Source organism: Rugamonas sp. GW822-FHT03B10 (genome assembly GCF_058801745.1).
On the sequence record NZ_JBXANP010000005.1, the window covers coordinates 131,127 to 156,430 of the forward strand.

Sequence of the window (25,304 nt, forward strand, 5' to 3'; positions counted from 1 at the left end):
TCCCCTCGCCCGTCATACGGCCCAGCACGCGCAACCGAGCGCGCCCCAGAAGCCCTTCAGGTCGGACACCGGCAGGGAACTGGTCCACGCCGTCGCGTGCTGGTGGCCGTGCAGATTGCACTGGTGGGCGCAGCCGCAGGCGGCCTGCTGCCGGCGGTTGGCCTGCTCCTGCTCGCGCGCCTTCTCTTGCTCGCGCCGTGCCGCCGCGCCCCTGGCCGGTTCGCGGCCCCAGCCCGCATAGCCGCCGTAGCGCCGCACCGGCGACCAGTCCGGCATGGCCGGCGGCGGCGGCTGGTCGTACTCGGCGAACGCGCCGGCCCCGTACACCACCTTGCCGCCGACGATGGTCAGCAGCGCGCTGGTGTCAGCAATGTCGCTCTCGGCGCAGGCGAAGAAATCGCGGTCCGACACGATCAGGTCGGCCAGCTGGCCCACTTCGATGCGGCCCTTCTTGCCCACCTCGTTGGAGAACCAGGTGGTGTTCTCGGTCCACATGCGCAGCGCCGTCTCCCGGTCCAGGCAGTTGGCGCGCGGGTACAGCTGCATGCCGCCCACGGTCTTGCCGGTGATGAGCCAGGCCAGCGACACCCACGGGTTGTAGGACGCCACCCGGGTGGCGTCGGTGCCGGCCGACACCTTGACGCCGGCCGCCAGGATCTTGGCCACCGGCGGCGTGGCCTCGGCCGCGCCGTGGCCGTAGCGTTCGACGAAGTATTCGCCCTGGTAGGCCATGCGGTGCTGCACCGCGATGCCGCCGCCCAGCGCGGCGATGCGCTCGATCGAGCGGCCCGAGATGGTTTCTGCATGGTCGAAGAACCAGTTCAGCCCCGCCAGCGGGATCTCCTGGTTGACCCGCTCGAACACGTCGAGCGCGCGCGAGATGGTCTCGTCGTAGGTGGCGTGCATGCGCCACGGCCAGCGGTTCTGCGCCAGCACGCGGATCACGCCGTCCAGGTCATCCTCCATGTTGGCCGGCATGTCCGGGCGGGGCTGGCGGAAGTCCTCGAAGTCGGCGGCCGAGAAGGTCAGCATCTCGCCGGCGCCGTTGTGGCGGAAGTAGTCATCGCCCTGCTGGTAGGTGGAGTTGCGCGTCCAGTTGAGGAAGTCCTCCTTCTCCTGCTGCGGCTTTTGCGTGAACAGGTTGTAGGCCAGGCGCACCGTCAGCTGCTTGGCCTCGGCCAGCTGCTCGATCACCTGGTAGTCCTCGGGATAATTCTGGAAGCCGCCGCCGGCGTCGATGGCGCCCGTCACGCCCAGCCGGTTCAGCTCGCGCATGAAATGGCGGGTCGAATTGAGCTGGTATTCCATCGGCAGCTTGGGGCCCTTGGCCAGCGTGGCGTACAGGATGGAAGCGTTGGGCTTGGCCAGCAGCAGGCCGGTGGGATTGCCGGCGCCGTCGCGCAGGATCTGGCCGCCCGGCGGCTCGGGCGTGTCGCGCGTGTAGCCGACGGCGCGCAGCGCGGCGCCGTTGAGCAGCGCGCGGTCGTACAGGTGCAGGATGAACACCGGCGTGTCGGGCGCCACGGCGTTCAGTTCCTCCAGCGTCGGCAGGCGTTTCTCGGCGAACTGGTGTTCACTGAAGCCGCCCACCACGCGCACCCATTGCGGCGCGGGCGTGACGGCCACCTGGGCCCGCAGCATGGCCATGGCGTCGGCCAGGCTGCGCACGCCGTCCCAGCGCAGCTCCAGATTGAAGTTCAGGCCACCGCGGATGATGTGCAGGTGGTTGTCGATCAGGCCGGGCAGCACGCGCCGCCCGCCCAGGTCGATCACGCGCGTGGCCGGGCCGGCCAGCGCCATGATCTCGTCGGCCCGGCCGACATGGGTGAAGCGGCCATCCTTGATGGCGACCGCCTCGGCATGGGGATTGCTCCGGTCCAGCGTGGTAAACAGGCCGCGATGCAGGATCAGGTCCGGCGTGGCGTTGGCGTTCATATAGTTGACTCCTCAATAATTGCAACGCGGGCCATCAGGCCCGCCCTTCCGGCGCGGCCGGCTTGGCCGGGCGCTCGGCGCCGGGCAACTGGCCGAAACAATGGGGCTTGACCTGCCCGTCCAACCACGCCACCTTGTGCTCCGGCTGGCGCCACTGGCGCACCAGTGGCGGCACCTGCTCGCCCAGCAGGATGCCCAGCAGGCCGACCAGCGCGATCACCGGCGGCGCCGGCGAGCGCACTTCCAACACGCCGTAGATGACGCCCACCAGCAGGCCGGCCGCCAGCGATACCAGATAGATTTTCATGATTGTGCTCCTGAAAGGGGCGCCGGGCCCGCCGACCGTGCGCCGGCCGGCCCGACGGGTGGATCAGCCCTCGTGGGCGTTGAACATGGTCTGGGCGTAGATGATGCCCAGGCCGTAGGCGCCGCCGAACTTCTTGGCGATGCCGGTGGTCAGCTCGTAGGTGTCGGTGCGGGCCCAGTCGCGCTGCAGCTCCAGCATGTATTGCAGCGACGTCATCGGACGCACGCCGGCCTGGATCATGCGCTCCATCGCGCGCTCGTGCGCCTCGGTCGAGACGTCGCCGCAGCAATCGGAGATCACATAGACCTCATAGCCCTGGTCCAGCGCCGACAGCGTGGGGCCGACGATGCACACCGAGGTCCACAGGCCGCAGATCACCAGGCGGTCCTTGCCGATGGCGTTGACGCGGGCGATGACGTTGGCGTCCTCCCAGGTGTTCATCGAGGTGCGGTCGGTGATCTCGGCGCGCGGGAAGGCGGCCTTGATCTCGTCGAACACGGGGCCCGAGAAGCTCTTCTCGGCCACCGAGGTGACGATGGTGGAGACGCCGAAGCCGGCCGCCGCGTGGGCCACCAAGGCGGCGTTGTTGCGCAGCGTGACGGCGTCGATCGAGTGGGTGGCGAAGGCCATCTGCGACTGGTGGTCGATCATGATCAGCGTGTGATCCTTGGGCGAGACCAGCTGCGAACCGGGGGTTGGGGTTGCCTTGATGGACATGGTGTTTTCCTCGTGAGTGGATGAAGTGGCGGTTGAAACCGGCCCGCCACGCGGCGGCGGGCCATGACGACAGTGTGGGGCCGCTCCGCGTGGCCGCCATCACCGTTTGGGGCGGCGGCGGACTCCCTCTTTCGAGGGGGGGCGGCGCCCGCTCAGCCTTTGATGAAGCCCAGCAGGTCGGCGTTGAGCTTGTCCTTGTGGGTGTCGGTCAGGCCGTGCGGCGCGCCGGCGTACACCAGCAGCGTGGCATGCTTGACCAGCCTGGCCGCCGCCCGGCCGGCCGCGTCGATCGGCACGATCTGGTCGTCGTCGCCGTGCACGATCAGCGTGGGCATGGTGAACTTCTTCAGGTCCTCGCTGAAGTCCGTCTCCGAGAACGCCTTGATGCAGTCGTAGGTGTTCTTGTGGCCGGCCTGCATGCCCTGCGCCCACCAGGCGTTGATCAAGCCCTGCGAGACCTTGGCGCCGGGCCGGTTGAAGCCGTAGAACGGGCCGCCGGCCAGCGTCAGGTAGAACTGCGAACGGTCGACCAGCGAGGCGGCGCGGATGTCGTCGAACACCTTCATCGGCAGGCCGCCCGGATTGGCCGGCGTCTGCAGCATCTGCGGCGGCACCGACGAGATCAGGCCGGCCTTGGCCACCCGCTTGCCGCCGTGGCGGCCGATGTAGCGCGCCACCTCGCCGCCGCCGGTGGAAAAGCCCAGCAGCACGGCGTTCTTCAAGTCCAGGTGGTCCATCAGCTGGGCCAGGTCGTCGGCGTAATGGTCCATGTCGTTGCCGTCCCACGGCTGGCTGGAGCGGCCATGGCCGCGGCGGTCGTGGGCGATGCAGCGGTAGCCTTGCGCGGCCAGGAACAACATCTGCGATTCCCAGCTGTCGGCGTTGAGCGGCCAGCCGTGGCTGAACACGATGGGCTGGCCGGTGCGCGGGCCCCAGTCCTTGTAATACAGTTCGACGCCGTCGCGGGTGGTGATGGTGCCCATGGGTTGGTTTCCTTTCGGTTGCGGTTGGTGGGGCGCGGCCTGGGCGGCGCCGGTGTGCACGGCCATGGCGGCCAGCGGCAGGCTGGCGGCCGCCGTCGCGCCGCCCAGCAGCACGGTGCGGCGGCCCCGGTCCGGTGCGGACGCGGTGGGTTGCGGTGAAGTTTTGCTCATCTGGTTCTCCCTCTGGTGGACCGTCGGCGCGGCGGCAAGCGCGCCGGCGGCAGGTGTGACCAGATTAAGCAATGTCGCCCGGCGCCGGATCACCATAAACTGCTAAGCGCCCGTCCCCCTTTGGGGAGAGCGGAGAGCGGCGCGGCGGCCGGAATTGAGGCTGCGGGAACGTCGGCCCGGTGTTACTATCACGACACCATTAACATCCATTTAACGCATGCCGTCCACGTCCGCCCTCGCCGCCCCGCCGCCGGCCGCCCGCGCCGTTCGCCGCCGCCCGCTGGCGGCGGCCCTGCTCCTGCTGGCGGCGACGACGGTGGCGGCCGCGCCCCGTCCGCGCCTGCTGGACGACTACACCCACACGGCCTGGGGTGCGCTGGACGACGCCCCGGTGGACGTGCTGAAATTCGCCCAGACGGCCGACGGCTGGCTGTGGCTGAGCACAGCCACGGGGCTGTTCCGCTTCGACGGCCAGCGCTACGAACGGGTCGACGCCATCGACGGCCAGCCCCTGTTGTCGAGCAATGTGCTGGCCCTGTGCGCGCCGCCGGAGGGCGGGCTGTGGGTGGGCTACCGCTTCGGCGGCATCAGCCATTTCCACCAGGGCCGGGTGCGCCACTACGGCGTGGCCGAGGGTGTGCCCGGCGGCGCCGTGATGAGCATCACGCGCGCGCCCGACGGCGTGCTGTGGGCCGCCACCCGCGACGGCTTCACCCGGCTGCTGGGCGAGCGCTTCGTGCCGGCCGGGGCCGAACTGGGCCTGCCCACGCGCGGCGCGCGCCAGATCCTGTTCGACCACGACGGCACGCAATGGATGTCGGTGCAGGGCAACGTCTACTTCCGCAAGGCCGGCGCGGCGCGCTTCGAACCGGCCTGGCCGCGCCTGGACCTGATGGGCATGGCGCTGGCGCCCGACGGCACCGTGTGGGCCTCGGACGCCGTCGACAGCTACTACCGCATGCGCACCAGCGCGCCGCCGCCGGGCCAGGCGCCGCGCCCCGAGCTGCCCGGCAGCGGCATGGATTTCGACCGCGCCGGCGACATGTGGCTGATGCGCGTGAGCAGCGTGCAGCGGCGCCAGCCCGGCCAGCCGCTGGCGCCGGGCCAGGAACTGACGCCCGACCATGGCCTGAGCGGCGGGCTGCCGCAAACCTTCTTCCAGGACCGCGAGGACAACGTGTGGATCGGCACCTCGGCCGGGGTCGACCGCTTCCGCCGCAACCGCCTGATGGCGCTGCCGATAGCCGGCGACTTCGACCACGCCGCCATGGCGCCGGCCGGCGGCGGCGCGATCTGGGTCATCGACCACGCCGGCCCGGTGCGCCAGCTGGGCACGGACGGCGTGCGCCGGGTGGCGCTGCGCCGCTACGGCTCGACCGCCTACCGCGACCCCGACGGCGTGCTCTGGCTGGGCAACGGCGACGGCCTGTGGCGCCAACGCGGCGGCGGCGGCGGTAGCGGCATCGGCGGCGATAGCGGCAACGGCAGCGGCAGCGGCAGCGGCGGCGCCGTCATCGCCTACCCGCCCGGGCTGCGCGGCTACGACACCCAGGCCCTCAGCCGCGCCGCCGATGGTGGCCTGTGGGTGTCGGTGGTGCGCGCCGGCCTGTACCTGCTGCGCGACGGCCGCTGGCAAAAGGACGGCGGCCTGACCGGGCTGCCGGACGACTACCCGCTGTGCCTTTCCCGTGAGGCCGGCGGCGCCGTGTGGGCCGGCTACAGCGGCAGCCAGATCGTCCGCATCGCCGGCGGCCGGGTCGTCCGCTACGGGCCGGCGCAGGGCGTGGCGCTGGGCGTGGTGCTGAGCCTGTTCCACCGCGACGGCCAGCTGTGGGCCGGCGGCGAACGGGGCGTGGCCTGGTTCGACGGCCAGCGCTTCGTACCGCTGCGCGGCCAGGATGGGCAGGAGTTCGCCGGTGTGTCCGGCATCGTGCGCACGGCGGCCGGCGACCTGTGGCTGTTCGGCGCCGACGGCCTGACCCACATCGGCGCCGCCGACCTGGCCACGGCCATGCGCCACCCGGGCCAGGGCGCCGTCTACGAACGCTTCGACGCGCACGACGGCCTGGTCGGCATGCCATCGCAGTTGCGGCCCCTGCCCTCGCTGATCGAGGCCGACGATGGCCGCCTGTGGCTGGCCACCGCCAGCAAGGTCAGCTGGATCGACCCGGCCCGCATCGCGCGCAACACGCGCGCCCCGACCGTGCAGGTGCGCGCGCTGGTGGCCGACGGCCGCGCCTACCCACCGCGCCCCGACCTGCGCTTGCCGGCGCAAACGCGCGCGCTGCGCATCGACTTCACGGCGCTCAGCCTGGCCATGCCCGCGCGCGTGCGCTTCCGCTACCGGCTCGACGGCTTCGACCACAGCTGGCAGGACCCGGGCCGGCGCCGGCAAGCCTTCTACACCAACCTGGCGCCCGGCGCCTACCGCTTCCGCGTGCTGGCCGCCAACGAGGACGGCGTGTGGAGCGAGCAGGCCGCGCAGCTGCCGTTCCGCATCCCGCCCACGTTCACGCAGACGCCGTGGTTCGTGGTGCTCTGCCTGCTGGCCGGGGCGCTTCTGCTGTACGGGCTGTACCAGTTGCGCATGCGCCAGGTCACGCGCCAGCTGCAACAGCGCATGCAGGCGCGGCTCGACGAGCGCGAACGTATCGCCCGCGCGCTGCACGACACCTTCCTGCAAAGCGTGCAGGGGCTGGTGCTGCGCTTCCACACGCTGCTCAAGCGCCTGCCCGACGACGACGCGCGCGCGCTGGCCGGGCGCATCCTCGACCAGGCCGACGCGGTGATGGCCGAGGGCCGCGACCAGCTCACCGGCCTGCGCACGGCCGCCCTGCATGACGGCGACCTGCAAGGCTCGCTGGCCGCCTTCGGCCAGGCGCTGGAGCAGGAACAACAGGACCGGCCGGCCAGCGCACACGACGCGCGGCCGGGGCCGCCGGGGCCGCCGGGGCCACGGTTCACGCTGGCGGCCGTGGGCGCCTACCGGCCGCTGACCGAGGCCGCCAACGAGCAGGCCTACCACATCGCGCGCGAGGCGCTGCTGAACGCCTACCAGCACGCGCAGGCCGCCAGCGTCGCCGTCGAGCTGACCTACGACGTCGACCACTTCCTGCTGCAGGTGCGCGACGACGGCTGCGGCATGGACCAGCAGGTGCTGCAAGCCGGCCGGCGCCCCGGCCACTGGGGCCTGGCCGGCATGCGCGAACGGGCCCGCCAGCTGGACGGCACGGTGGCGTTGTGGAGCGCCCCCGGCAAGGGCACCGAGATCCGGCTCAAGCTGCCGGCCGCGCGCGCCTACGCGGACGCGCCCGCGCGCGTCTGGCGCCAGCGCCTGGGCGCGTGGCTGGGGCGCACGGGCGGTGGCGGCTAGCGTCAGACCGGCGCGCGGCAGTCGGCCAGTTCGAGGATGCCGCGCGCCAGCGCCAGCGTCACGGCATGGGTGCGGTCGCTGGCGCCCAGCTTGGCCAGGATGCTTTTCATGTGGACCTTGACGGTCTCCTCCGAGATGACCAGGTGCACGCCGATGCGCTTGTTGCTCTGCCCGCCGGCCGCCAGCCGCAGCACCTCCACCTCGCGCCGGCTTAGCGCCTCCAGATGCCATTGCCCGACCAGGCTGCAGGCCACGACCGGCGCGATGCTGCGCAGGCCGGCGTGGACGTTGCGCACCGTCGACAACAACTCCTTGCGCACCATGCTCTTCAGCAGATAGCCGGCGGCGCCGGCCTTGATGGCGCGCTGGGCGTGCACGTCACCGTCGTAGGTGGTCAGCACGACGACGCGGGCGGCGGGGCATTCGCCCAGGATGGCGCTGGTGGCGTCGATGCCGTTCATGTCCGGCATCTGGATGTCCATCAGCGTCACGTCCGGCCGCAGCCGGCGGTGGAGCTCGATGGCCTCGCGGCCGCCGCATGCCTGCGCCACCAGCCGCATGTCGGCCTCCTCGGCGAGCACGCTGGCGATGCCCTCCCTGAACAAGGGATGGTCGTCCACCGTCATCACGGTGATGGGCGGAGCCGGGTCGGCGCTGGTCAACATTCTCATCCGCATAGCCTGCCACAACATTGACTTTTATGCCATCACTCCATGGTGGTAGCGGCGCGCCACCGGAACGGGGCGTGGCGCGCGCGGGCCGCCGCGCTAAGCTGGCGCCCTGACTGTTCGACAGCACTGGACCGCCCCACATGCATGGCTACCATTCAAGCTTCCCGGCAGGCGGCGCCGGCGCCGGCCTGCTGCTGCTGCGCCTGGCCGTCGCCGCCCACCTGCTGCACGCCGCGCTCGACGCGGGCCGGCCGTTGCCGTGCTGGTGGCTGGCCCTGCTGGCGCTGACCACGGGCCTGCTGCTGCTGGGATTGCTCACGCCGCTGGCGGCCGGCGCGGCGGCGGCCGGCCAACTGCCGGCGCTGGCCGACCCGCACGGCACGGTGGCCGCCATCGGCATCGTGTGCGCGCTGGCGCTGCTGCTGCTCGGTCCCGGCGCCTGCGCGCTCGACGCGCGCCTGTTCGGCCGGCGCCGCCTGCTGCTGCCGGACGACCCCTACCACACCGATTTTTGAAGGAGCCACACCATGCGCATGGAACCCCTGCCCTGCCTCACGCAACGCGGCGGCGCCGCCGCCGAATCCATCCGCGTGCAGATCGACCACGACGACGCCATCGTCCGGGCCGGGCTGGCCGCCCTGCTGCGGGCCTGCCCCGGCGTGGCCGTCGGCGTGGACGGCGCCGGCCCCGGCACGGACGGGCCAGCCCAGGTACTGATCACCGACTATCACCGAGGCGTGGCCCGCATGCGCGCGGCCGGGACAGCGGCCGGGCCAAGGGTGCTGATCGTCAGCTGGCTCGACCGCGAATGCCATGTGCACACGGCCATGACGGCGGGCGTGCAGGGCTACCTGCTGCAATCGGCCTGCGCCGGCCAGGTGGAGGCCGCCGTGCGGGCGTTGCATCGGGGCCTGCGCTACCTCAGTCCGGAACTGGGCCGCTGCGTGGCCGACAGCCTCGCGCGCGTGGGTCTGACCAACCGCGAGACCGACGTGCTGCAACTGATGGCGCAAGGACGCTGCAACAAGTCGATCGCGCGCGAACTGGGCATCGGCGTGGGGACGGTCAAGACCCACGTCAAGGGCCTGTTCGACAAACTGGGCGCCACCGCCCGCACCCACGCCGTGGTGCTGGCCGCGCGCCGCGGCCTGGTGGGCGTGGCCGAATAGGCCGCACAGCCGGCGCGGGGCCGTTGTGCAGCACGGACGAGGGAGTACCCATGCGGGTCCGCCCCTGGCGCCGGTCGCTTGCCCCGCCGCATAAAATCGGTCACTTGACCTATTTTTGAAAATGGCGCACCATGGCCTTTTCCAACCATGGATCAGGCCATGCACATCCAGCCGCTGCGCAGCAAGGAATCGCACACCACCACCAAGGGCCAGGAGCGGGCCGACGCCATCCTGGAGGTGGCGCGCGCCACGCTGGCGCGCGATGGCTACGCGGCGCTGTCGATGCGCAGCGTGGCCCAGCAGGCCGGCATCAGCCTGTCCACCGTCCAGCACTACTACCCGAGCCGCGACGACCTGGTCGAGGCGCTGCTGACCCGCTTCCTCGACCGCTACCAGCGCGTGATCGAGCAGCGCATGGCGCAGGCCGGCGACAGCCCGCGCATGGCGCTGTTCGCATCCATCATCGACCTGTGCCTGGAGGAGTTGCGCGACCAGATCGCCAGCGGCCTGTTCTTCGAAGTGGCGGCGCTGGCCCACCGCCATCCGTATGCGGCCCAGATGTTCGACGCCGTGCTCACGCGCGCGCGCCGCACCGTGCGCAACCTGATCCGCGACATCGTGCCCGACCTGCCGCCCGCCCAGTGCGAACTGCGCAGCGCCCTGATCGTGGGCCAGATGGTGGGCGTGATGACCTTCGTCTCCAGCCAGCGCCCGGCCCACGCGGAGCTGGACGGTCTGCGCCAGGCCAGCGTGGACGCCATCATGCACATCGCCTTCGCGTCCTGACGCCCCCCATAAAAACAAACGACAACCAACAGCACGGAGACCAGCAGCATGACCACCCCCACCCAAGCGCCGTCCCGGCGCAAGCTCAGCGACATTTTCAGCGGCGACGAGATCGCCGCCCTCACCGCCCGCTCCGACCTGATGGGCTGGCGCGCCGTGCTGTTCACCTGGGGCGTGATCGCGCTGTGCTTCGTGGCGCTGGCGATCTGGCCGCATCCGCTCACCTGGCTGCTGGCGATCGTGGTGCTGGGCGGGCGCCAGCTGAGCCTGGCGATCCTGATGCACGACGCCTCGCACGGCACGCTGTTCCGCAGCCGCCGCCTGAACGATCTGGTGGGCGACTACGCCTGCGGCAGCGCCATCGGCGTGGACTTGCGGCGCTACCGGCGCCACCACCTGCAGCACCACGCCAAGACCGGCACGCCCGAGGACACCGACCGCAGCCTGGCCGCGCCCTTCCCCACCACGCCGGCCTCGCTGGCGCGCAAGCTGCTGCGCGACTTGGTGGGCATCGCCGGCCTCAAGCGCGAACTCGGCCTGCTGCTGATGAACGCCGGCGTGCTGCGCTGGACCGTGGCCAGCGACATCGAACGCTTGCCGCAGCAAGGCCGCACCTGGCGCGACCGCCTGCGCGACCTGGCCCGCAATGGCTGGAAATATTTCCTGTTCCACGCCCTGTTGCTGGGCGCGCTGGCCGCCAGCGGCCACGCCTGGCTCTACCTGGCCTGGCTGGCCGCCTATCTGACCACCTACAGCCTGTACATGCGCATCCGCTCGATGGCCGAACACGGCTGCACGGAACCGGGGCCGGACATGCTGCGCAACACCCGCACCACGCGCGCCGGCCTGCTGGCGCGCGCCACGGTGGCGCCGCTGCGCGTGAACTACCACATCGAACACCACCTGATGCCGGCCGTGCCCTACTTCCGCCTGCAGGCGGCCCACCGGCTGCTGCGCGCACGGGGCCTGTGCGCCGCACCGCCCGGCTACCTGGACGTGCTGGCCCTGATGTGCAAACCAGCCCCGGGCGAACTGATTTCCAACCTCCACCGCCATGCAGATGGCACGAAAGGACCGCAATGACCGAAGTGACCGCAATGACCTATGAAACCCTGAACGTGACGCTGGAGGACCACGTCGCCGTCGTCAGGCTCAACCGCACCGACAAGGCCAACGCCATGAACCTGGCCATGTGGCATGAGCTGCGCAAGGCCTTCCAGTGGGTCGACGCCACGCCCGAGGCGCGCGTGGCCATCCTGGAGGCGGAAGGTAAATTGTTCACGGCCGGCATCGACCTGCAAATGATGATGGGCCTGGGCGGCCAGATCCGCAACGACTGCGACGGCCGCACGCGCGAGGCGCTGCGCCGCGTGATCCTCGACCTGCAGGACACGCTGACCAGCCTGGAACGCTGCCGCAAGCCCGTGCTGGCGGCCATCCACGGCGCCTGCGTGGGCGGCGGCATCGACCTGATCACCTGCGCCGACATGCGCTACTGCTCGGCCGACGCCTATTTCACGATCAAGGAGATCGACATCGGCATGACGGCCGACGTGGGCACGCTGCAACGCCTGCCGCGCCTGATCGGCGAAGGCATCACGCGCGAACTGGCCTACACGGCGCGCAAGGTGGACGCGGCCGAGGCGCGCGAGATCCGCCTCGTCAACCGCGTGTTCGAGAGCAAGGAAGCGCTGCAGGCGGGCGTGCGCGAGATCGCCAACGTGATCGCCAGCAAGTCGCCGCTGTCGGTGCGCGGCTGCAAGGAGATGATCAGCTACGCGCGCGACCACAGCGTGGCCGACGGCCTCAACTACGTGGCCACCTGGAACGCGGCCATGCTGATGTCCAACGATTTGCAGGAAGCGATGATGGCCGGCATGGCCAAGCGCGAAGCGAGCTTCAAGGACTGAAGCGCCGGAATCAAATAAACGTGGCCGCGCAAGGCGGCCACATCGGGGCAGCGGCCGCGCGCCGGCGCCGCTGTCGTCGCAACGTGCGGCGCGTCAGGCCGCGATGGCCTGGGCCGCCACCTGGCCGTAGGCGCGGTTGGCTTCGGCCAGCGAGAAGGCGGACGGGCTGTCGGCCAGCGCCGCCAGCCGTTCGCTGCTGCGGTAGGTGAGCGGCGCCACGAAACGCATGCGCTCGTCGTCGCTGACTTTCCCGTCATGGTTGGTGTCGGCCGCCAGCTCATCGCCCGATTCCATCTGGGCGGGCGCCGGTTTGGCGTCGGCCGCGTGGCTGTCATTGGCGGCCGGCGTGGCTTGCCGCTCCGCCGCCGGACGCACCTGGCCCGCCAGGCGGGCTTGCAGGATTTGCGTCTCGGGCCGGTTGGCCAGCCGTTGCAGGCCCGCGTCGAACTGCTCCCTGGCTTGCCGCGCCGCGTCGTCGGCCGACTTGCGGGCCACGTCGGCGCCCGTCTGCGAGGCGCCCGCGTATTGCACGGGCACGACGTTGGCCGCATCCTGGGCCGGAATGGCCGGATGGGCGTGGGCGGCCGCCGCGTGGCGCGCGGCGATCTGGTCCGTGTTGGGCGCACGTTCAGGGTAAGTGCCAGTCGCGGTCACGGTGGCCGCGAAGGACGGTCCGTTCATCTGCATAGTCGACTCCGGAAAAAGAGGCAAAACACGCTGTGCGGACCGCTGACCGCGCCCGCATCGGATAGTAACCAAAAGGAATACTAATTAACACACATTGTAACAGCGTTTCCTACCATATTTCCCAGAATCCAGACAAGAAGCCCGAAGTTACTTGCAGGAACACCACACTTATTTGCCACCCGGAAACCAGTTAGCGCGCCAGCCCCTGTAACAACTTCTGTCCATCGGGGCCCCCCCAGCCCGTGCAGGCATCCCAGCCGGTGCCCGCCTGCTGTTCGCCATTGTTGCCCACCGTGACGTCGCGGGTGACGCCCTCGCAACGCAAGGAGCCGTACAGCAAGGGATTGATGAAGCCCACCGGCTGCCCCAGCTGCTGATTGACCAGCGCCAACAGCCCGGCCCACAGCGGCGCGACGGCGCTGGTGCCGCCGAACACCAGTTCGCGCCCGTCCACCCGCACGCGGTAGCCGGTGGCCGGGTCGGCGTCGCCGGCCACATCCGGCACGCCGCGCATGGTCACGTCCTCGCCCAGCACGCCCTGGTAGTCGGGGCGCGGGAAGAACGCGCTGAAGCCGCCGCCGGTGGCGCTGTTGGGCCCCTCGTTCCACACGGTTTCCGTGGTCGCGCCGTCGGCCGCCACGTCGATCCGGGTGCCGCCGCAGGCCAGCGCGTGCGGCGCCGAGGCGGGAAAGTCGACGTGCTGGCGGCCATCGGTCTCGCCGTCCGTGGAACCGTTGTCGCCGGCCGCGCACAGCACCGTCACCCCCATCGCCGCCGCCTCCGTGAACGCCTGCTCGAACGCCGTCATCGCCTGCCCGGTCCAGCGCGACTCCGGCGCGCCCCAGCTGATCGACAGCACCGATGGCCGGTTCACCTTGTCGTGCACGGCCGCCGTGATGGCGTCCAGGAAGCCGCGCTCCGAGTTGGGCGCGAAGTAGACGGCGATCGTGGCCCGGGGCGCGATGGCGCCGGCCACTTCGATGTCGAGCATGACCTCGCCATCGGCGCTGTCGGCCGTCGTGGGGCGGTTCTTGGCGTGGTCGACGGAAATGGTTTTCACGACCGGCAACGGCAAGCCCAGCTCCTCGAAATACGTCTTCAGGTCGCGCGGCCGGCTGCCGCCGCCCAGCTCGATGATGGCGATGCACTGGCCGGTGCCGTCCAGCCCCGGCGGGAAGTTGTACAGCCTGGCCAGCTGCGGCGGCGTGTACGAGGTGCCGGCGGCGGCCGCCTGCAGGCGGCTGTCGGGCGCCTGGCGCCGCAGCTTGGGCGTGGCCACGGGGCGGTCGTCCAGGCCGAACACGCCCTCCACCACCCCGGCCAGCGCCGCCGGCACATGCAACTCGCCTTCGCGGCCCCGGTAGGTGCCGTCCGGGAATTCGTAGTCCTGCAATTGCACGCCGAACGCGTGCTCCATGGCCGCGGCCGTGCCCGACAGCACCACGCGGCGCTGGGCCGCGTCGCTGTGGATCACGGCCATGCCATGCTGGCGCGCGAACGTTTCCACGGTCACGATGTCGCTATGGCTGGCGCCATGCTGCTGGCAGTAGGCTTCGCGGCTCAGGTAGCGGCGGCTGGCCGGCGGCTGGTCGGCCGCCAGCGCCTGCAGGTCGGGCCCGCCGCGTTCGGGCGCGGCCCGCAGGCGCACCGTGATTTCGATGATCTGTCCGGGATCGACGGGGCCGCGCGCGACGGCGCCGACCAGCGCCGTTTGCGTGCTGCCCGGAATGACATGGGTGTGTGCGGTGGTAGCCATCGGGGTTCTCCTGTGCGGGTGTCGTCATGCCGCTCCGGGCGGCGCCAGCATTGACGATACTGGCCGCGGCGCAGCGACCTTTGAGCCAGCGCAGAGGTGCGCGGCGGCGGGCCGGCGCGCTCGCGTCCAAAGCGCAACACAAAATTACATCAAAAATAACACCTGTTTTTTTGTAGAAACTTTTATCGTGAAATGGTCTATACTGTTTTCACAGTTCGAACCAGGAAAGTGAGCGCCACCTTGAGCCCCGACCATGTGTTGATGCAGTCCGAACAAGCGGCCGTGCAAGCGCTGATGCAATTGCTGCCCGTGTGGTATGACGAGGCGGGCCTGCCCGGCATGCTGCGGGCGCTGGAGGCGGCGCTGGCCGAGTGCCTGGCCATCCGCGACGAGTTCGCGCTCGACGACGACCCGCAGCGGCGCGCCGAACGGGGCGCCGTCAGCCAGCACCTGAGCTTCCTGCGCAACCTGTGCGCGCACTGAGGCGGCACCGTCCGGCCAGCGTATCGGCGGGGCGATCCGTCATTCAAACGTAACCCAAACGATAACTATTTTTCCTTTCCGTTAAGTTTGTAATCAGCCAGTAACAAAGCGGCACTAGCATGGCCGACATCCGTCACCAACCGCTACAGTTCCGCAAAGGTTATAGGCCGTGGAGTTCAACGCCTCTCGTCTGCATCTGCCCCGTTTCCGTCTGTCCGTCGCCGCCGACCTGTGCGAGGAGACCGTCGCCGTCCCTTCCGACCTCAGCAACTTCGCCGTGCTGGAGCTGTTCACGGAGCGGCGCGACCTGATGAGCCTGCCCGTGACGGAGCAGCAGCGCCCGATCGGCCTGATCAGCCGCAACCTGTTCATGTCGCAGATGTCCAAGCCCTACTACCAGGAGGTGTACGGCAAGAAGAGCTGCATCGCCTTCATGGACAAGAACCCGCTGATCGTGGACGCGGCCATGAGCATCGAGGCGCTCACCTTCCGCGCCGTGGAATCGGGCGAGAAGGCGCTGGCCGACGGCTTCATCATCACGCGCGACGGCGCCTTGGCCGGCGTCGGCTTCGGCCTGCAGCTGATGAACGTGGTGGCCACCATGCAGGCCGAACGCAACCGCCAGATCATGCACAGCATCGACTACGCCAGCGTGATCCAGCGCGCGCTGCTGCGGCCCTCGGCCGAGACGCTGGCCGCCACGCTGGCCGACGCCCGCCTGGAGTGGCAGCCGCGCGACGTGGTGGGCGGCGACTTCTACCACTTCGCCCGCCACGACGACGGCTGGTTCGCCGCCGTGGCCGACTGCACGGGGCACGGCGTGCCGGGCGCGTTCATGACGCTGATCGCCTCGTCCACCCTGGCTCAGGCCCTGCAGCAGCACGGCCCGCGCGACCCGGCCGCGCTGATGGGCGCCGTCAACCGCGGCATCAAGACCATGCTGGGCCAGCTCGCGCACGACGGCGCCGCCCCCGCCTCCAACGACGGCATGGATGCCGCCTTCCTGTGGTACGACACGGCCGCGCGCCAGCTCCACTACTGCGGCGCGCGTCTCGCCCTGTACCTGCTGGCGCCGGACCAGCCGGCCGTGCAGGTGATCGAGGGCGAGCGCACGGGCGTCGGCTACGTGGACACCGCGCTCGGGCACGCGTGGCCCAGCGTACGCCTGACCGTGGCGCCGGACAGCCTGCTGTTCCTCGCCACCGACGGCCTGACCGACCAGATCGGCGGCGAACGCGACATCGCCTACGGCAAGCGCCGCCTGCGCGAACTGCTGCTGTCGCGGCGCGACGACAGCGCCAGCCACACGGGCCAGGCCGTGCTGGACGACCTGCAGCGCTGGCAGGGCGGGCAGCCGCGCCGCGACGACCTGACGTTTTTCTGTTTCCGCCCGTGACCACACCAGGAGCCTGTCTTGCTGTACGAAGAATTCAATGAGTTTTGGGACGTGGCCCGCAAGCGCCACATCATCTTCTTTTACGCCGGCTACTTCTCGCAGCACGTGGTGGCGGCCATCTCCGAAACCATCCGCGCCCGGCTCGACACGGCCGGCGCGGCCGGGCCCACGCGCCGGCGCATCTTCTCCTCGTTCGTGGAAATGGCGCAGAACATCATGCACTACTCGTCCGACACGCTCACGCCGGGCGCCGACGACAGCCAGATGCGGCGCGGCTCGTTCTGCATCGGCGTCAAGGACGACAGCTTCTTCCTGCTGTGCGCCAATCCGGTCGACAGCACCAACGTGCAGCGCATCCGCAGCCGGCTCGAACCGCTGCACACGATGACGATGGAGCAGATCAAGTTCGCCTACAAGAAGGCGCTGCGCGAGGAGACGCCGGCCGACAGCAAGGGGGCCGGCATGGGCTTTCTGACCATGGCGCGCGACGCCAGCGGGCCGCTGGAGTTCGAGTTCGTGCCCGAGCCGCACGACGCCGGCACCACCGTGTTCTGCATCAAAGCCATCATCTAGCAAGATCGGGAAAGACCATGGAATCACTGTTCATCAACGCCTCGCCCACGTCGCCGGAGATCGACTTCCGCTTCGCGCAGGACGTCCTGTCGATCAAGGGCGAATCGTATCCGGAGAACGCGGCCGCCTTCTACGGCCCCGTGATCGAGCGCGTGCGCGCCTACCTGGCCGCGCGCAGCGGCGCCGTCATCACGGTGCACGTGTCGCTGGCCTACTTCAACAGCTCCAGCACCAAGATGCTGTTCACGCTGTTCGAGGCCTTCAACGGCGCCGCGCTGGCCGGCAACGCCGTGCGCCTGCACTGGTACCACGACGAGGACGACGACACCATCTGCGAATTCGGCGAGGAGTTGCGCGACGATTTCGCCGCGCTGGACTTCCACGCCCACGCGATCGGCGCGGCCGGATGACCTCCCCGCCGATCGCGCGGGCGGCGCAGGCCGACCTGTTCGCCAACGAGCGCGCCGCGCTGGCGCAGGCCCGCGAAGCGTACGGCGACGCCGCCACGTGCGGCGCCGACCAGCGTCACGCGCTGGGCCAGCTGATCGTCCACTATGAACGGCTGATGCGCGAGAGCGCGCGCCTGATCGCCCGCAGCGACCGGGCCGAGCGCGACATGAACCTGCTCAACCGCCGGCTGCAGGACATGGCCGCGCAACTGGCCTACCGCGCCAGCCACGACCCGCTCACGGGCGCGCTGAACCGCGGCGCCGTGATCGAACAGGCCAGCGCCAGCCTGCAACGGGCCGACACGGCGCTGATCGTGCTCGACATCGACCTGTTCAAGCGCATCAACGACGACTACGGCCATCCGGCCGGCGACGCCGTGATCCTGGCCGTGGTGCAATGCATGCGCCAGTTGCTGGGCGAGGACGCGGCCATCGGCCGGGTCGGCGGCGAGGAATTCTCCGTCGTGCTGCCGGCCGCCAGCGCGGGCGAAGCGCGCGCGGTGGGCCAGCGCATCTGCGACGCCATCGCCGCCCACGTGTTCGCCGCGCCCGTCGCGCGCCAGGTCACGGCCAGCGTCGGCGTCAGCTGGTGCCGCGCCGGCTCCAGCTTCGACAGCGCCTACGCGCGCGCCGACGAAGCGCTGTACGCGGCCAAGCGGGCCGGCCGCAACCGCGTCCAGCTGGCAAAACCGGGGTCAGGTCATGCTATTCCGCAAGATGCGCGATAGCATGACCTGACCCCGGTTATGGGGTCTGGGCGGCCAGTTCGGGATGGTCGCGCAGGATCAGGCGGCGCTGCTGTTCGATGCGGCGTATCTTCTCCTCGACCTTGGCGATCTGCGCGGCGGGCACGCCGGCCGCGCGGCCACGCTCGACATCCGCCTGCAAGCGCGGCAGCTCGGTCGCCGCCGCGCCCACGAACGCGCCCAGCACGCGCAGCTGCTGACCTTGCTGGTACTGCTGGTAGGCCTTGGGATCGGCCAGCTCCGCCGCCGTGGGCGGCGTGCGGGGCTCGTCGCGCTGCAGCGGCGGCGTGCGCGCATCGCCATGCTCGCGCGTGTCGGCCATGCTGAGCCACGCGGAACCGCTGCTGTCCACAGGCGGCAACGGCACCCGCTGCAATTGCGCGTCGCGCTCGGGCACGGCCTCGAACCATTGCCGCCCTCCCGCGCCCGTGCCCGCATCGGCGCCGCCCGCGCGCGCGGACGACGCGCCCGGGGCGCCCGGCATGCCCGTCTGCCGGGCGATGGACGGCCAGGCCACCCAGCCCGCGGCGGCGGCGGCCACCACGGCGGCCAGCATCACTTGCCGCTTCATGAGCGCGACTCCTGCAGATGCAGCGGCTGATCGAGCAGGCTGCGGTTGATGTCGATGCGGGCCGCGCCCAGCAGACGCTGGCGCAGCGCGGCCAGTTGGGCCGCCGCCTTCTCACGCGCCACCGCGTTGCCGGCCACATAGCGCACGGTTTCGGAGGCGGGATCCTGATAGCCTTCCACGCGCTGGTCGACCAGCACGATTTCCCACACGGCCTTCTCGTTCGGCCCCACCGGGCTGCGGATCGGGCGCGATGGCTGGCCTTCCGCCTGCGCGAACGCCAGCTGCGCCAGCCAGTCCGGCGCGCCGCTGTGCTGCAGCCATCCGAGTTCGCCGCCGGTCTGGCTGTCGGCGGCGGACGAATAGCGGCGCGCCAGCGTGCCGAAATCGGCGCCGCCGGCCAACTGGCCGGCCACCGTCTGCGCCGTGGGCTCGTCCAGCAGACGGATGTGGCGCGCCTTGACTTTCTCGATGCGGCGGAATTCCTCGCGGTGACGGCGGTAGTATTGCTCGATCTCGGCCGCGCCCACCTGGGCCACCAATTGTTTGACGACGGGACTGGCCGCGTCGATATCGTTGCCGATGCCGTGCAACTGCTGCAGGGCCTGCACCACGTCCTGCTCGTCGAGCACGCGCCGCAGGTCGGCCACGGTGGCCGCGCCGAAACGCCGCGTGCTCCAGTGCCGCACATACAGGGCGGCCAGCGCCAGCCTGGCCTGCTGCTGCAGATGCGCGGACTGGCGCGAAAACAGCGCCACCCTGCCCTGCACGTTCTGGCGCCGGTAGACGTCGGCCAGCGTGATGGCGCCGGCCGGCCCTTGCGGCAACTGGTAGCGCAGCACCACGATCTCCTGCGCCCGCGCCAGTTGTTCGGCGCCCAGCGTGTATTCGAGCCGCAACTGGCCGGGACGGCCGAACACGACGTCCAGCGCGGCCGGGGCGATGGCCGGTTGCGCCGTCACCAGCCCGGCCAGGCTGCCGCCGGGCAGACGCTGCATGGCCTGCTCCAGCTCCTTGCCGTACAGGCCGCGCAGCGTGGCGACCAGTTGATCGTCCACCATCACGTCATGCGCGAACGCCACGCGCTGGCCGGCGAACAGCACGGCGTCCCCATAGGTCTTGCGCGCCGATCCGGCCAGCAAGCGGTTGACGACGGCCAGCTCCAGCGCCGCGCTGCGGCTGGCCCTGGCGTCGCCCTGGCGCGCCGTGCGCCACATGGCGTCCACGCTGAACGCGAGCAGCGGCGCGCCATCGATGCGCGCGGCCAGCGCGGGATCGCTGAGGCGGTAGCCGACGGCCGCCTGCGCCGACAACGGCAACAGCACGGCCGCCAGCGGCATCGACAACGGTATCGACAAAGGCAGCGACAACGGCAGCGACAACGACAGCGCCGTCGTCAGCGCGCCCGCCAGCGCCCGCGGGCGCCCGCCAGTGGTCCGGATCGTCATGGCGCTTAGTTCGCCAGGCGCTCGGCGGCGCGGTTCAGCACATGCACCACCATCGCGATCGAGTGGGGGATCATCTGCTGGCCCACGCGGCGGCGGTCGTTCTGGTCGGTGGACGACAGCACGATGCCGCCGTTGGCGTACGAGTAGGTGCCGCCCTGGGTCAGCAGCGGACGGATATCGACGGCCGCCGGCGCCACCGGCGTGAAGTCGGCCATGGCGGCCGCCACCAGCGCCGGATCGTTCAGGTGCTCGGTGTCGTAGTAGTCCTGCACCCACTGCTCCCACGAGGCGTGGTTGTTGGCCGAGGTGGTCCAGGTGTGGTGCGGCTGCAGCAGGTCGGTGGTGTGCAGCGTGAAGCCCAGCGTTTGCGCGGAAGGCTGCGCCAGGAACTGCTGGAACCAGTACTGGCCCAGGTTGTCGATGGGCTGGAACGGCATGGTTTCGAAATCGGCGTACTGGCTGTTGCTGGACGCGCCGCCAAAGCGGTAGTGCGCCTCGGTCAGGCCGTAGCTGTTGTACTTGGTGCCGTCGCCGAACCAGCCGCCGTTGCCGCCGGCGCCGTCGTCGAGGTAGTCGCCATACAGCCAGCTGGCGGCCAGGTTGTCGATGTCGCCGGCCACGGTCAGCTTGGCGTAGTTGTAGCCGCCGAACGGGTTGCCGTGCACGTCCTTGCCGGCCGTGTGGTTCTGGAAGTGCCAGTACGACGTGTATTTGACGATGCCCGAGCCCAGGCCCCACACGGGCGCCATCTGGCAGTTGCCGGTGGTGGCGCCGCAGATGTAGGTGTCGGCGAAATCGTCGACGTCGTAGGCGCCCTGGCCCAGGGCCTGCGCGAACTGGTCGATGGTGTAGCCGGCCCGGGTCACGCCCGCCACCAGTTTGTTGTAATTGGTGCTGCCCGGATTGTTCTTCATGAAGGTCACCGCGTCCAGTACGATGCGGCGGTGGGTTTCCTGCTGCCATGCGTGCGCGGGTGCGCTCGCCAGCGTTGCCAAAGTCGCCAGAGCCAGGCTAGTGGCCATCAGTCCAGTCTTTTTCATTATTTCCCCATTAAATAAACCGCACGGGCGTGCGGATTTTGTTTAACCAGTTTAACAAGGGAATATGTCAATATTGTGATTTCAGTATTAGAATTGTTGCTCGATTGAAACAACGTGAACGATTCCATGTCACGCAATTGTCATTTCCATCATGTACGATGCTGCCGGCGCGCGGCCTCGGTCGCGCCCTTCCATCCACACCACAGAACAATGAGCACATGATGAAGAAACGGTCCAACTTCCCGCCCCTGCTGCGCCCCCTGGTGCTGGCCTGCTGCCTGGCCGGCGCGCTCGGCGCGCATGCCGTCACGCCCGCCGTGGCGCCTGCCGCCACGTCCGCGCAACCGAAACTGGTGGTGGTGCTGGTGGTGGACGGCCTGCCCAACGAGCAGGTGCTGCGCTACCGCGACCAGTTCGGCCAGGGCGGCCTGCGCCGGCTGATGGACCAGGGCGCATGGTTCAGCAACGCCCACCAGGCGCACGGCGTGACGGTGACGGCCGTTGGCCACAGCGCCGTGCTCACCGGCGCCTACCCGTACCAGCACGGCATCATCGGCAACAACTGGATCGACCCCGTCACCAAGCAGTCGATCTACTGCACGGAAGACCATGCCTACCACTACATCGGCGCCCCGACCAAGAGCGACGACGGCACCTCGCCCGCGCGCCTGCACGTGAGCACCGTGGGCGACGAACTGCGCTACGCCACCGGCAACCGCGCCAAGGTGGTGGCCGTGTCGGGCAAGGACCGGGGCGCCATCCTGCTGGCCGGTAAAACGGGCACCGCCTACATGTACATGGAAAGCACGGGCGACTTCGCCAGCAGCACCTACTACATGCAAAGCCACCCGGCCTGGGTGCAGCGCTACGACGCCGGCAAGCCGCAGGACCGCTACTACGGCAAATCGTGGGTGCCGCTGCTGGCCGATTCCGCCTACGCGGGCGACGCCGCCGACAACCTCACGCCGTCCAAACCCGGCGTGCGCAACACCTTCCCGTTCGCCTACTACAGCGAAAGCGGCGCACTGGATGGCAGCTACTACAAGCGCCTGAAGAGCGGTCCCTTCCTCGACGAGCTGACGCTGGACTTCGCGCGCGCCGCCATCGAGGGCGAGCAACTGGGCGCCAATCCGGCCGGCGTGCCGGACCTGCTGGCCGTGAGCCTGTCCGCGCACGACTACGTGAACCACGCGTTCGGCCCCGAGAGCAAGATGTCGCACGACCATCTGCAGCGGGTGGACCGCATGCTGGCCGGCTTCTTCAACTACCTGGACAAGCGCGTGGGCCTCGACAACGTGCTGGTGGTCCTGACGGCCGACCATGGCTTCCCCAACGTGCCCGAATTCGCGCAAGGCCAGCATCTGGACGCGCAGCGGCTCGATGGCGACAAGCTGATCGCCGCGCTGAACCAGCACCTGGAAGCCAAATACGGCCAGGCCAAGCTGGTGAACGCCTGGTCGCTGCCCAATGTGCACCTGGACTACGCGCTGATCGACAAGAGCGGCCTGCGCCGCGAGGAGGTGGAAACCACGGCCGCCCGCTACATCGAACAGCAGGCCGGCGTGGCCGAGGTCTACACGCGCACCCAGTTCGAGCATGGCGCCGTGGCCGGCACCCGCATCGCCACGCTGATGCGGCGCGCATGGAACCGCGAAGCGTCGGGCGACCTGATGGTGGTCACCAAGCCGTACTGGTACTTCGGCACCGGCACCACCGGCACCTCGCACGGCTCGCCCTACGCCTACGACACCAACGTGCCGCTGATGATCATGGGCAAACGCTGGATCAAGCCCGGCTACTACGGCCAGTACGCGGAAGTGGTCGATCTGGCGCCCACGCTGGCCAACCTGCTGCACGTGCGTCCGCCAGCGGCAGCCGAAGGCCGCGTGCTGACGGAAACGCTGCGCTGAAACAGCGAGTGGGGACCAGTTAGTGCCACGTCCCCATTCGCGCCGTTTCAATCCGTCACTTCGAACGCGGCCGGGTCGAGCGCGGCCAGCGTGCGGGCGCCGCCCGGCGCCGGCCGTCCGGCCTGCTGTTCCAGCCGCTCGCGCAGCTTGGCCAGGTAGTCGGCGCGGCAGCGGCGCAAGGCGAAGTCGCGGAAATTGTCGTGCTCCAGATCGTGCCACGCCTGTTCGCGCGCGGCGTCCGAATGGGCTTTGGCCTGCGCTTCCATGGCCGGCGTGATCACGCTGGCGCCGGGCGTCATCGGCGTGTAGCCGTAGCGCCGCATGTATTCACCCGTCACCGTTTCGATCACGCCGATCTCGTCCAGCGACAGCTGCTGCTTGAATTTGTCCGCATGGGCCGGGATCGGCGCATAGCAGTTCGACGACCACAACGCCGACAGCTGCGAGATCTGGCGCGCCTCCTGCGAATGGGCCACGTCCAGCATGCCCGGCAGGTAGTCGATCTCCATGAAGCGGCACAGCGCCTCCAGCGTGGCCTGCTGCTGCGACAGGAAGTCCTCGTAGCGGATGGTCAGCACGCGCTGCGGATAGCGCTGCATCACCGCGTCGGCGGCGCGGTGCGCGGCCAGCCAGGTGCGGGCGTTGAGCAGGGTGTCGAAGTCGTGGATGATGGCGCGGTTCATCGACGCCACCTGGGCGCGCGGATCGCGCACCACGTTCACGAACAGCATGTCGGGCAGCAGCGCCATCAGCTCGGCCGCGTAATGCACGCTGTCGAGCGATTTGTCCATCACCACGCTGGCGCCTTGCGCCTCGCCCGAGCGCAGCAGCAGCTCCCACACCACGCGGTGCACGCTGCGCGGCTGGTTGCGCAAGGTCTCGAAGATCTCGACCGGATCGAACACCAGTTGCGGCCACTTGACCATGCTCACCGCCTGCAAGCCCACCACGTCCACCACCAGCCGGAAATAGGCGCGGTCGTCGGTCAGGTCGCCATACAGCGGCAGCAGCGGCACGAAGTCGACGATGTGCAGCGGATACGGCGAATAGAACTGCGGCGACATGTTCAGGCGCAGGCGCAACGCATGGCTGCCGCAACGGCGCAGCGGGATCATCATGACGGGACGCGGGCGCTTGGCCACCGGGGCGGCTTGTGGTTCGGACTTCATTGCTCTCTCCATGGGAACTGACGGTGTGTCGAAGATAAATTCGGTATTCAGCCGGCCTGGCAGGCCAGGCCCTCAAGCTCGAAATGCTGGCGGAACTGATCGATGAACCGACCGAGCTGCGCCTGCGGCAGGTGGTTGATGCCGGCCGCCGCCATGCGGCCGCCCCCCGTGTCGAAACGGCGGCACAGATCGCAGGCGCTGTAGCTGCGCGGCAGCCCCGAACGCACGCTGACGACGAAGCTGCCGTCGGCGCGTTCGCCGAGGATGGCGAACGAGGCGCCCGGGCGCTGCGCGGCCAGCCGGTTGGCCAGCACGCCGCTGACGCGACGGGCCCAGGGCGCGTCCGGCAGCAGGTAGACGGCGCCGCCGCCGCTCTCCCAGTGCGGCCGCAACCCCTGCAGGCGCGCGCAATCGTCGCGGTAGCCGGCGCACAGCACCTGGTATTGCTCGCTGTCGGCGATGAACTGGAACGGGTCGGCATACGGGCCCAGCGCGCGGTACAGTGCGGCAGGCGCCATGTGCAGATCGGCCACGCTGTCGCCGTAGGCGTTGTAGTTGATGACCTGCCCCAGTTGCGCCAGCGCGGCCACGCCCTGCTCGCGCACGCCGGCGTCGCGCGCCAGCGCGCTGGCCACGGCCATCAGGTTGTCGCCATAGGCGGCCACCACGGCCCAGCGCCGGTAGCGCCCGCCCAGCTGGCGGTCCACCAGGATGCTGGTGCACACGTCGGGCGCGGGGTCCCAGTGCAGGCGCAGGCCCGGATGGGCGAACGCCTCGTCGGCCGCGTGGTGGTCGTAATAATCGACGGTGGCGCCGCCATCCAGCACGCGCCGCAGGTCGGCCGTGTTGGCGTCGAGCGAGATGTCGAGCGCCACCACGTGGCGCGCGCCGGTGGGCACCTGGCGCAGCAGCGCGATGTCGCGCTTGACGCCCGTGACCAGCACGGCGTCGTCGGCCGGGCGCGCCAGGCGCAGCTGGTGCAGAGCGCAGATGCCGTCCGCGTCGCCGTTGAACACGTCGTAGCGCGCGGCGGGAGTGAGGGGTGTCGGCGTCATGG

24 protein-coding genes are annotated in these 25,304 nt (G+C 69.9%); 12 read left to right on the forward strand and 12 right to left on the reverse strand.

Features of this window, described 5'->3' with window-relative positions:
- Positions 1-12: 12 nt before the first annotated feature.
- The 4 genes from AC1RQG_RS10480 to AC1RQG_RS10495 form a co-directional block, all read right to left on the reverse strand.
- Positions 13-1,935 carry an amidohydrolase gene (locus AC1RQG_RS10480; RefSeq protein WP_493130979.1) on the reverse strand — a complete coding sequence of 641 codons (1,923 nt, stop codon included), beginning with the start codon at positions 1,933-1,935 and terminating at the stop codon, positions 13-15.
- Positions 1,936-1,969: 34 nt separating this feature from the next.
- Positions 1,970-2,242: a DUF1427 family protein gene (locus tag AC1RQG_RS10485; RefSeq protein ID WP_493130981.1), complete on the reverse strand. Its 273-nt coding sequence runs from the start codon at positions 2,240-2,242 to the stop codon at positions 1,970-1,972.
- A gap of 63 nt (positions 2,243-2,305) precedes the next feature.
- Positions 2,306-2,959 carry a hydrolase gene (locus AC1RQG_RS10490; protein WP_493130983.1) on the reverse strand — a complete coding sequence of 218 codons (654 nt, stop codon included), beginning with the start codon at positions 2,957-2,959 and terminating at the stop codon, positions 2,306-2,308.
- A 152-nt stretch (positions 2,960-3,111) separates the two neighbouring features.
- The gene (locus tag AC1RQG_RS10495) at positions 3,112-4,113 is read right to left on the reverse strand and encodes an alpha/beta fold hydrolase (RefSeq protein WP_493130985.1); all 1,002 of its coding nucleotides are present in this window, start codon (positions 4,111-4,113) and stop codon (positions 3,112-3,114) included.
- A 217-nt stretch (positions 4,114-4,330) separates the two neighbouring features.
- On the opposite strand from AC1RQG_RS10495, the gene AC1RQG_RS10500 reads away from it, so the two are divergent.
- Positions 4,331-7,486, forward strand: a complete 3,156-nt coding sequence (locus AC1RQG_RS10500) for a sensor histidine kinase (RefSeq protein ID WP_493130987.1) — start codon at positions 4,331-4,333, stop codon at positions 7,484-7,486.
- Between the two features lie 2 nt (positions 7,487-7,488).
- On the opposite strand, the gene AC1RQG_RS10505 is transcribed toward AC1RQG_RS10500, so the two are convergent.
- Positions 7,489-8,157 carry a response regulator gene (locus AC1RQG_RS10505; RefSeq protein WP_493130989.1) on the reverse strand — a complete coding sequence of 223 codons (669 nt, stop codon included), beginning with the start codon at positions 8,155-8,157 and terminating at the stop codon, positions 7,489-7,491.
- Positions 8,158-8,297: 140 nt separating this feature from the next.
- Here AC1RQG_RS10505 and AC1RQG_RS10510 point away from each other — a divergent pair, with 140 nt between their 5' ends.
- The 5 genes from AC1RQG_RS10510 (at position 8,298) to AC1RQG_RS10530 (ending at position 12,022) form a co-directional block, all read left to right on the forward strand.
- Complete coding sequence (locus AC1RQG_RS10510) at positions 8,298-8,672, forward strand: hypothetical protein (RefSeq protein ID WP_493130991.1); 375 nt, start codon at positions 8,298-8,300, stop codon at positions 8,670-8,672.
- Positions 8,673-8,684: 12 nt separating this feature from the next.
- Positions 8,685-9,326 carry a LuxR C-terminal-related transcriptional regulator gene (locus tag AC1RQG_RS10515; protein WP_493130993.1) on the forward strand — a complete coding sequence of 214 codons (642 nt, stop codon included), beginning with the start codon at positions 8,685-8,687 and terminating at the stop codon, positions 9,324-9,326.
- A 159-nt stretch (positions 9,327-9,485) separates the two neighbouring features.
- Positions 9,486-10,112: a TetR/AcrR family transcriptional regulator gene (locus AC1RQG_RS10520; protein ID WP_493130995.1), complete on the forward strand. Its 627-nt coding sequence runs from the start codon at positions 9,486-9,488 to the stop codon at positions 10,110-10,112.
- A gap of 48 nt (positions 10,113-10,160) precedes the next feature.
- Entirely contained in the window at positions 10,161-11,195 is a 1,035-nt protein-coding gene (locus AC1RQG_RS10525; RefSeq protein WP_493130997.1) for a fatty acid desaturase family protein, read from the forward strand.
- Entirely contained in the window at positions 11,192-12,022 is an 831-nt protein-coding gene (locus tag AC1RQG_RS10530) for a crotonase/enoyl-CoA hydratase family protein (RefSeq protein ID WP_493130999.1), read from the forward strand. Before AC1RQG_RS10525 ends, AC1RQG_RS10530 begins: the two co-directional genes overlap by 4 nt.
- A 93-nt stretch (positions 12,023-12,115) precedes the next feature.
- On the opposite strand, the gene AC1RQG_RS10535 is transcribed toward AC1RQG_RS10530, so the two are convergent.
- A complete protein-coding gene (locus AC1RQG_RS10535; protein ID WP_493131001.1) occupies positions 12,116-12,709 on the reverse strand; it encodes a hypothetical protein in 594 nt (197 codons plus the stop codon).
- Positions 12,710-12,899: 190 nt separating this feature from the next.
- The gene (locus AC1RQG_RS10540; protein WP_493131003.1) at positions 12,900-14,465 is read right to left on the reverse strand and encodes a S53 family peptidase; all 1,566 of its coding nucleotides are present in this window, start codon (positions 14,463-14,465) and stop codon (positions 12,900-12,902) included.
- Positions 14,466-14,693: 228 nt separating this feature from the next.
- Here AC1RQG_RS10540 and AC1RQG_RS10545 point away from each other — a divergent pair, with 228 nt between their 5' ends.
- The 5 genes from AC1RQG_RS10545 (at position 14,694) to AC1RQG_RS10565 (ending at position 18,094) form a co-directional block, all read left to right on the forward strand.
- Positions 14,694-14,948, forward strand: coding sequence for a hypothetical protein (locus tag AC1RQG_RS10545; RefSeq protein ID WP_493131005.1), 255 nt, complete (start codon positions 14,694-14,696; stop codon positions 14,946-14,948).
- 169 nt (positions 14,949-15,117) lie between these two features.
- Entirely contained in the window at positions 15,118-16,344 is a 1,227-nt protein-coding gene (locus tag AC1RQG_RS10550; RefSeq protein ID WP_493131007.1) for a SpoIIE family protein phosphatase, read from the forward strand.
- Between the two features lie 18 nt (positions 16,345-16,362).
- Positions 16,363-16,917 (forward strand): SiaB family protein kinase, encoded by a 555-nt coding sequence (locus AC1RQG_RS10555; protein WP_493131009.1) that lies wholly within the window; start codon positions 16,363-16,365, stop codon positions 16,915-16,917.
- A 17-nt stretch (positions 16,918-16,934) separates the two neighbouring features.
- Entirely contained in the window at positions 16,935-17,327 is a 393-nt protein-coding gene (locus tag AC1RQG_RS10560) for a DUF1987 domain-containing protein (RefSeq protein ID WP_493131011.1), read from the forward strand.
- Entirely contained in the window at positions 17,324-18,094 is a 771-nt protein-coding gene (locus AC1RQG_RS10565) for a GGDEF domain-containing protein (RefSeq protein ID WP_493131013.1), read from the forward strand. The genes AC1RQG_RS10560 and AC1RQG_RS10565 overlap by 4 nt, the downstream gene beginning before the upstream one ends.
- Before the next feature lie 16 nt (positions 18,095-18,110).
- Here AC1RQG_RS10565 and AC1RQG_RS10570 read toward each other — a convergent pair whose 3' ends face one another.
- From AC1RQG_RS10570 to AC1RQG_RS10580, 3 genes are read right to left on the reverse strand one after another with little or no spacing between them, the layout of a single operon-like run.
- On the reverse strand, positions 18,111-18,683 hold the full coding sequence (locus AC1RQG_RS10570) for a hypothetical protein (protein ID WP_493131015.1): 573 nt from the start codon (positions 18,681-18,683) through the stop codon (positions 18,111-18,113).
- Entirely contained in the window at positions 18,680-20,128 is a 1,449-nt protein-coding gene (locus AC1RQG_RS10575; protein WP_493131017.1) for a peptidylprolyl isomerase, read from the reverse strand. Before AC1RQG_RS10575 ends, AC1RQG_RS10570 begins: the two co-directional genes overlap by 4 nt.
- A gap of 5 nt (positions 20,129-20,133) precedes the next feature.
- Complete coding sequence (locus AC1RQG_RS10580) at positions 20,134-21,168, reverse strand: phospholipase C/P1 nuclease family protein (protein WP_493131019.1); 1,035 nt, start codon at positions 21,166-21,168, stop codon at positions 20,134-20,136.
- 218 nt (positions 21,169-21,386) lie between these two features.
- On the opposite strand from AC1RQG_RS10580, the gene AC1RQG_RS10585 reads away from it, so the two are divergent.
- Entirely contained in the window at positions 21,387-23,078 is a 1,692-nt protein-coding gene (locus tag AC1RQG_RS10585; RefSeq protein ID WP_493131021.1) for an alkaline phosphatase family protein, read from the forward strand.
- Between the two features lie 47 nt (positions 23,079-23,125).
- Here the strand turns inward: AC1RQG_RS10585 and AC1RQG_RS10590 are convergent, their stop codons facing one another.
- Positions 23,126-24,259, reverse strand: a complete 1,134-nt coding sequence (locus tag AC1RQG_RS10590; protein WP_493131023.1) for a sulfotransferase family protein — start codon at positions 24,257-24,259, stop codon at positions 23,126-23,128.
- Between the two features lie 35 nt (positions 24,260-24,294).
- Positions 24,295-25,302: a DHH family phosphoesterase gene (locus AC1RQG_RS10595; protein WP_493131025.1), complete on the reverse strand. Its 1,008-nt coding sequence runs from the start codon at positions 25,300-25,302 to the stop codon at positions 24,295-24,297.
- Positions 25,303-25,304: the final 2 nt, after the last annotated feature.

What these genes read in the sequence shown, in the direction of transcription:
- AC1RQG_RS10505 (WP_493130989.1), bottom strand. Translation starts at nt 8,157, where the DNA reads ATGAGAATGTTGACCAGCGCCGACCCGGCTCCGCCCATCACCGTGATG.
- AC1RQG_RS10520 (WP_493130995.1), top strand. Translation starts at nt 9,486, where the DNA reads ATGCACATCCAGCCGCTGCGCAGCAAGGAATCGCACACCACCACCAAG.
- AC1RQG_RS10570 (WP_493131015.1), bottom strand. Translation starts at nt 18,683, where the DNA reads ATGAAGCGGCAAGTGATGCTGGCCGCCGTGGTGGCCGCCGCCGCCGCG.
- AC1RQG_RS10560 (WP_493131011.1), top strand. Translation starts at nt 16,935, where the DNA reads ATGGAATCACTGTTCATCAACGCCTCGCCCACGTCGCCGGAGATCGAC.
- AC1RQG_RS10515 (WP_493130993.1), top strand. Translation starts at nt 8,685, where the DNA reads ATGCGCATGGAACCCCTGCCCTGCCTCACGCAACGCGGCGGCGCCGCC.
- AC1RQG_RS10525 (WP_493130997.1), top strand. Translation starts at nt 10,161, where the DNA reads ATGACCACCCCCACCCAAGCGCCGTCCCGGCGCAAGCTCAGCGACATT.
- AC1RQG_RS10585 (WP_493131021.1), top strand. Translation starts at nt 21,387, where the DNA reads ATGATGAAGAAACGGTCCAACTTCCCGCCCCTGCTGCGCCCCCTGGTG.
- AC1RQG_RS10595 (WP_493131025.1), bottom strand. Translation starts at nt 25,302, where the DNA reads ATGACGCCGACACCCCTCACTCCCGCCGCGCGCTACGACGTGTTCAAC.
- AC1RQG_RS10490 (WP_493130983.1), bottom strand. Translation starts at nt 2,959, where the DNA reads ATGTCCATCAAGGCAACCCCAACCCCCGGTTCGCAGCTGGTCTCGCCC.
- AC1RQG_RS10500 (WP_493130987.1), top strand. Translation starts at nt 4,331, where the DNA reads ATGCCGTCCACGTCCGCCCTCGCCGCCCCGCCGCCGGCCGCCCGCGCC.
- AC1RQG_RS10565 (WP_493131013.1), top strand. Translation starts at nt 17,324, where the DNA reads ATGACCTCCCCGCCGATCGCGCGGGCGGCGCAGGCCGACCTGTTCGCC.
- AC1RQG_RS10540 (WP_493131003.1), bottom strand. Translation starts at nt 14,465, where the DNA reads ATGGCTACCACCGCACACACCCATGTCATTCCGGGCAGCACGCAAACG.
- AC1RQG_RS10575 (WP_493131017.1), bottom strand. Translation starts at nt 20,128, where the DNA reads ATGACGATCCGGACCACTGGCGGGCGCCCGCGGGCGCTGGCGGGCGCG.
- AC1RQG_RS10535 (WP_493131001.1), bottom strand. Translation starts at nt 12,709, where the DNA reads ATGCAGATGAACGGACCGTCCTTCGCGGCCACCGTGACCGCGACTGGC.
- AC1RQG_RS10580 (WP_493131019.1), bottom strand. Translation starts at nt 21,168, where the DNA reads ATGAAAAAGACTGGACTGATGGCCACTAGCCTGGCTCTGGCGACTTTG.
- AC1RQG_RS10495 (WP_493130985.1), bottom strand. Translation starts at nt 4,113, where the DNA reads ATGAGCAAAACTTCACCGCAACCCACCGCGTCCGCACCGGACCGGGGC.
- AC1RQG_RS10480 (WP_493130979.1), bottom strand. Translation starts at nt 1,935, where the DNA reads ATGAACGCCAACGCCACGCCGGACCTGATCCTGCATCGCGGCCTGTTT.
- AC1RQG_RS10590 (WP_493131023.1), bottom strand. Translation starts at nt 24,259, where the DNA reads ATGGAGAGAGCAATGAAGTCCGAACCACAAGCCGCCCCGGTGGCCAAG.
- AC1RQG_RS10530 (WP_493130999.1), top strand. Translation starts at nt 11,192, where the DNA reads ATGACCGAAGTGACCGCAATGACCTATGAAACCCTGAACGTGACGCTG.
- AC1RQG_RS10485 (WP_493130981.1), bottom strand. Translation starts at nt 2,242, where the DNA reads ATGAAAATCTATCTGGTATCGCTGGCGGCCGGCCTGCTGGTGGGCGTC.
- AC1RQG_RS10510 (WP_493130991.1), top strand. Translation starts at nt 8,298, where the DNA reads ATGCATGGCTACCATTCAAGCTTCCCGGCAGGCGGCGCCGGCGCCGGC.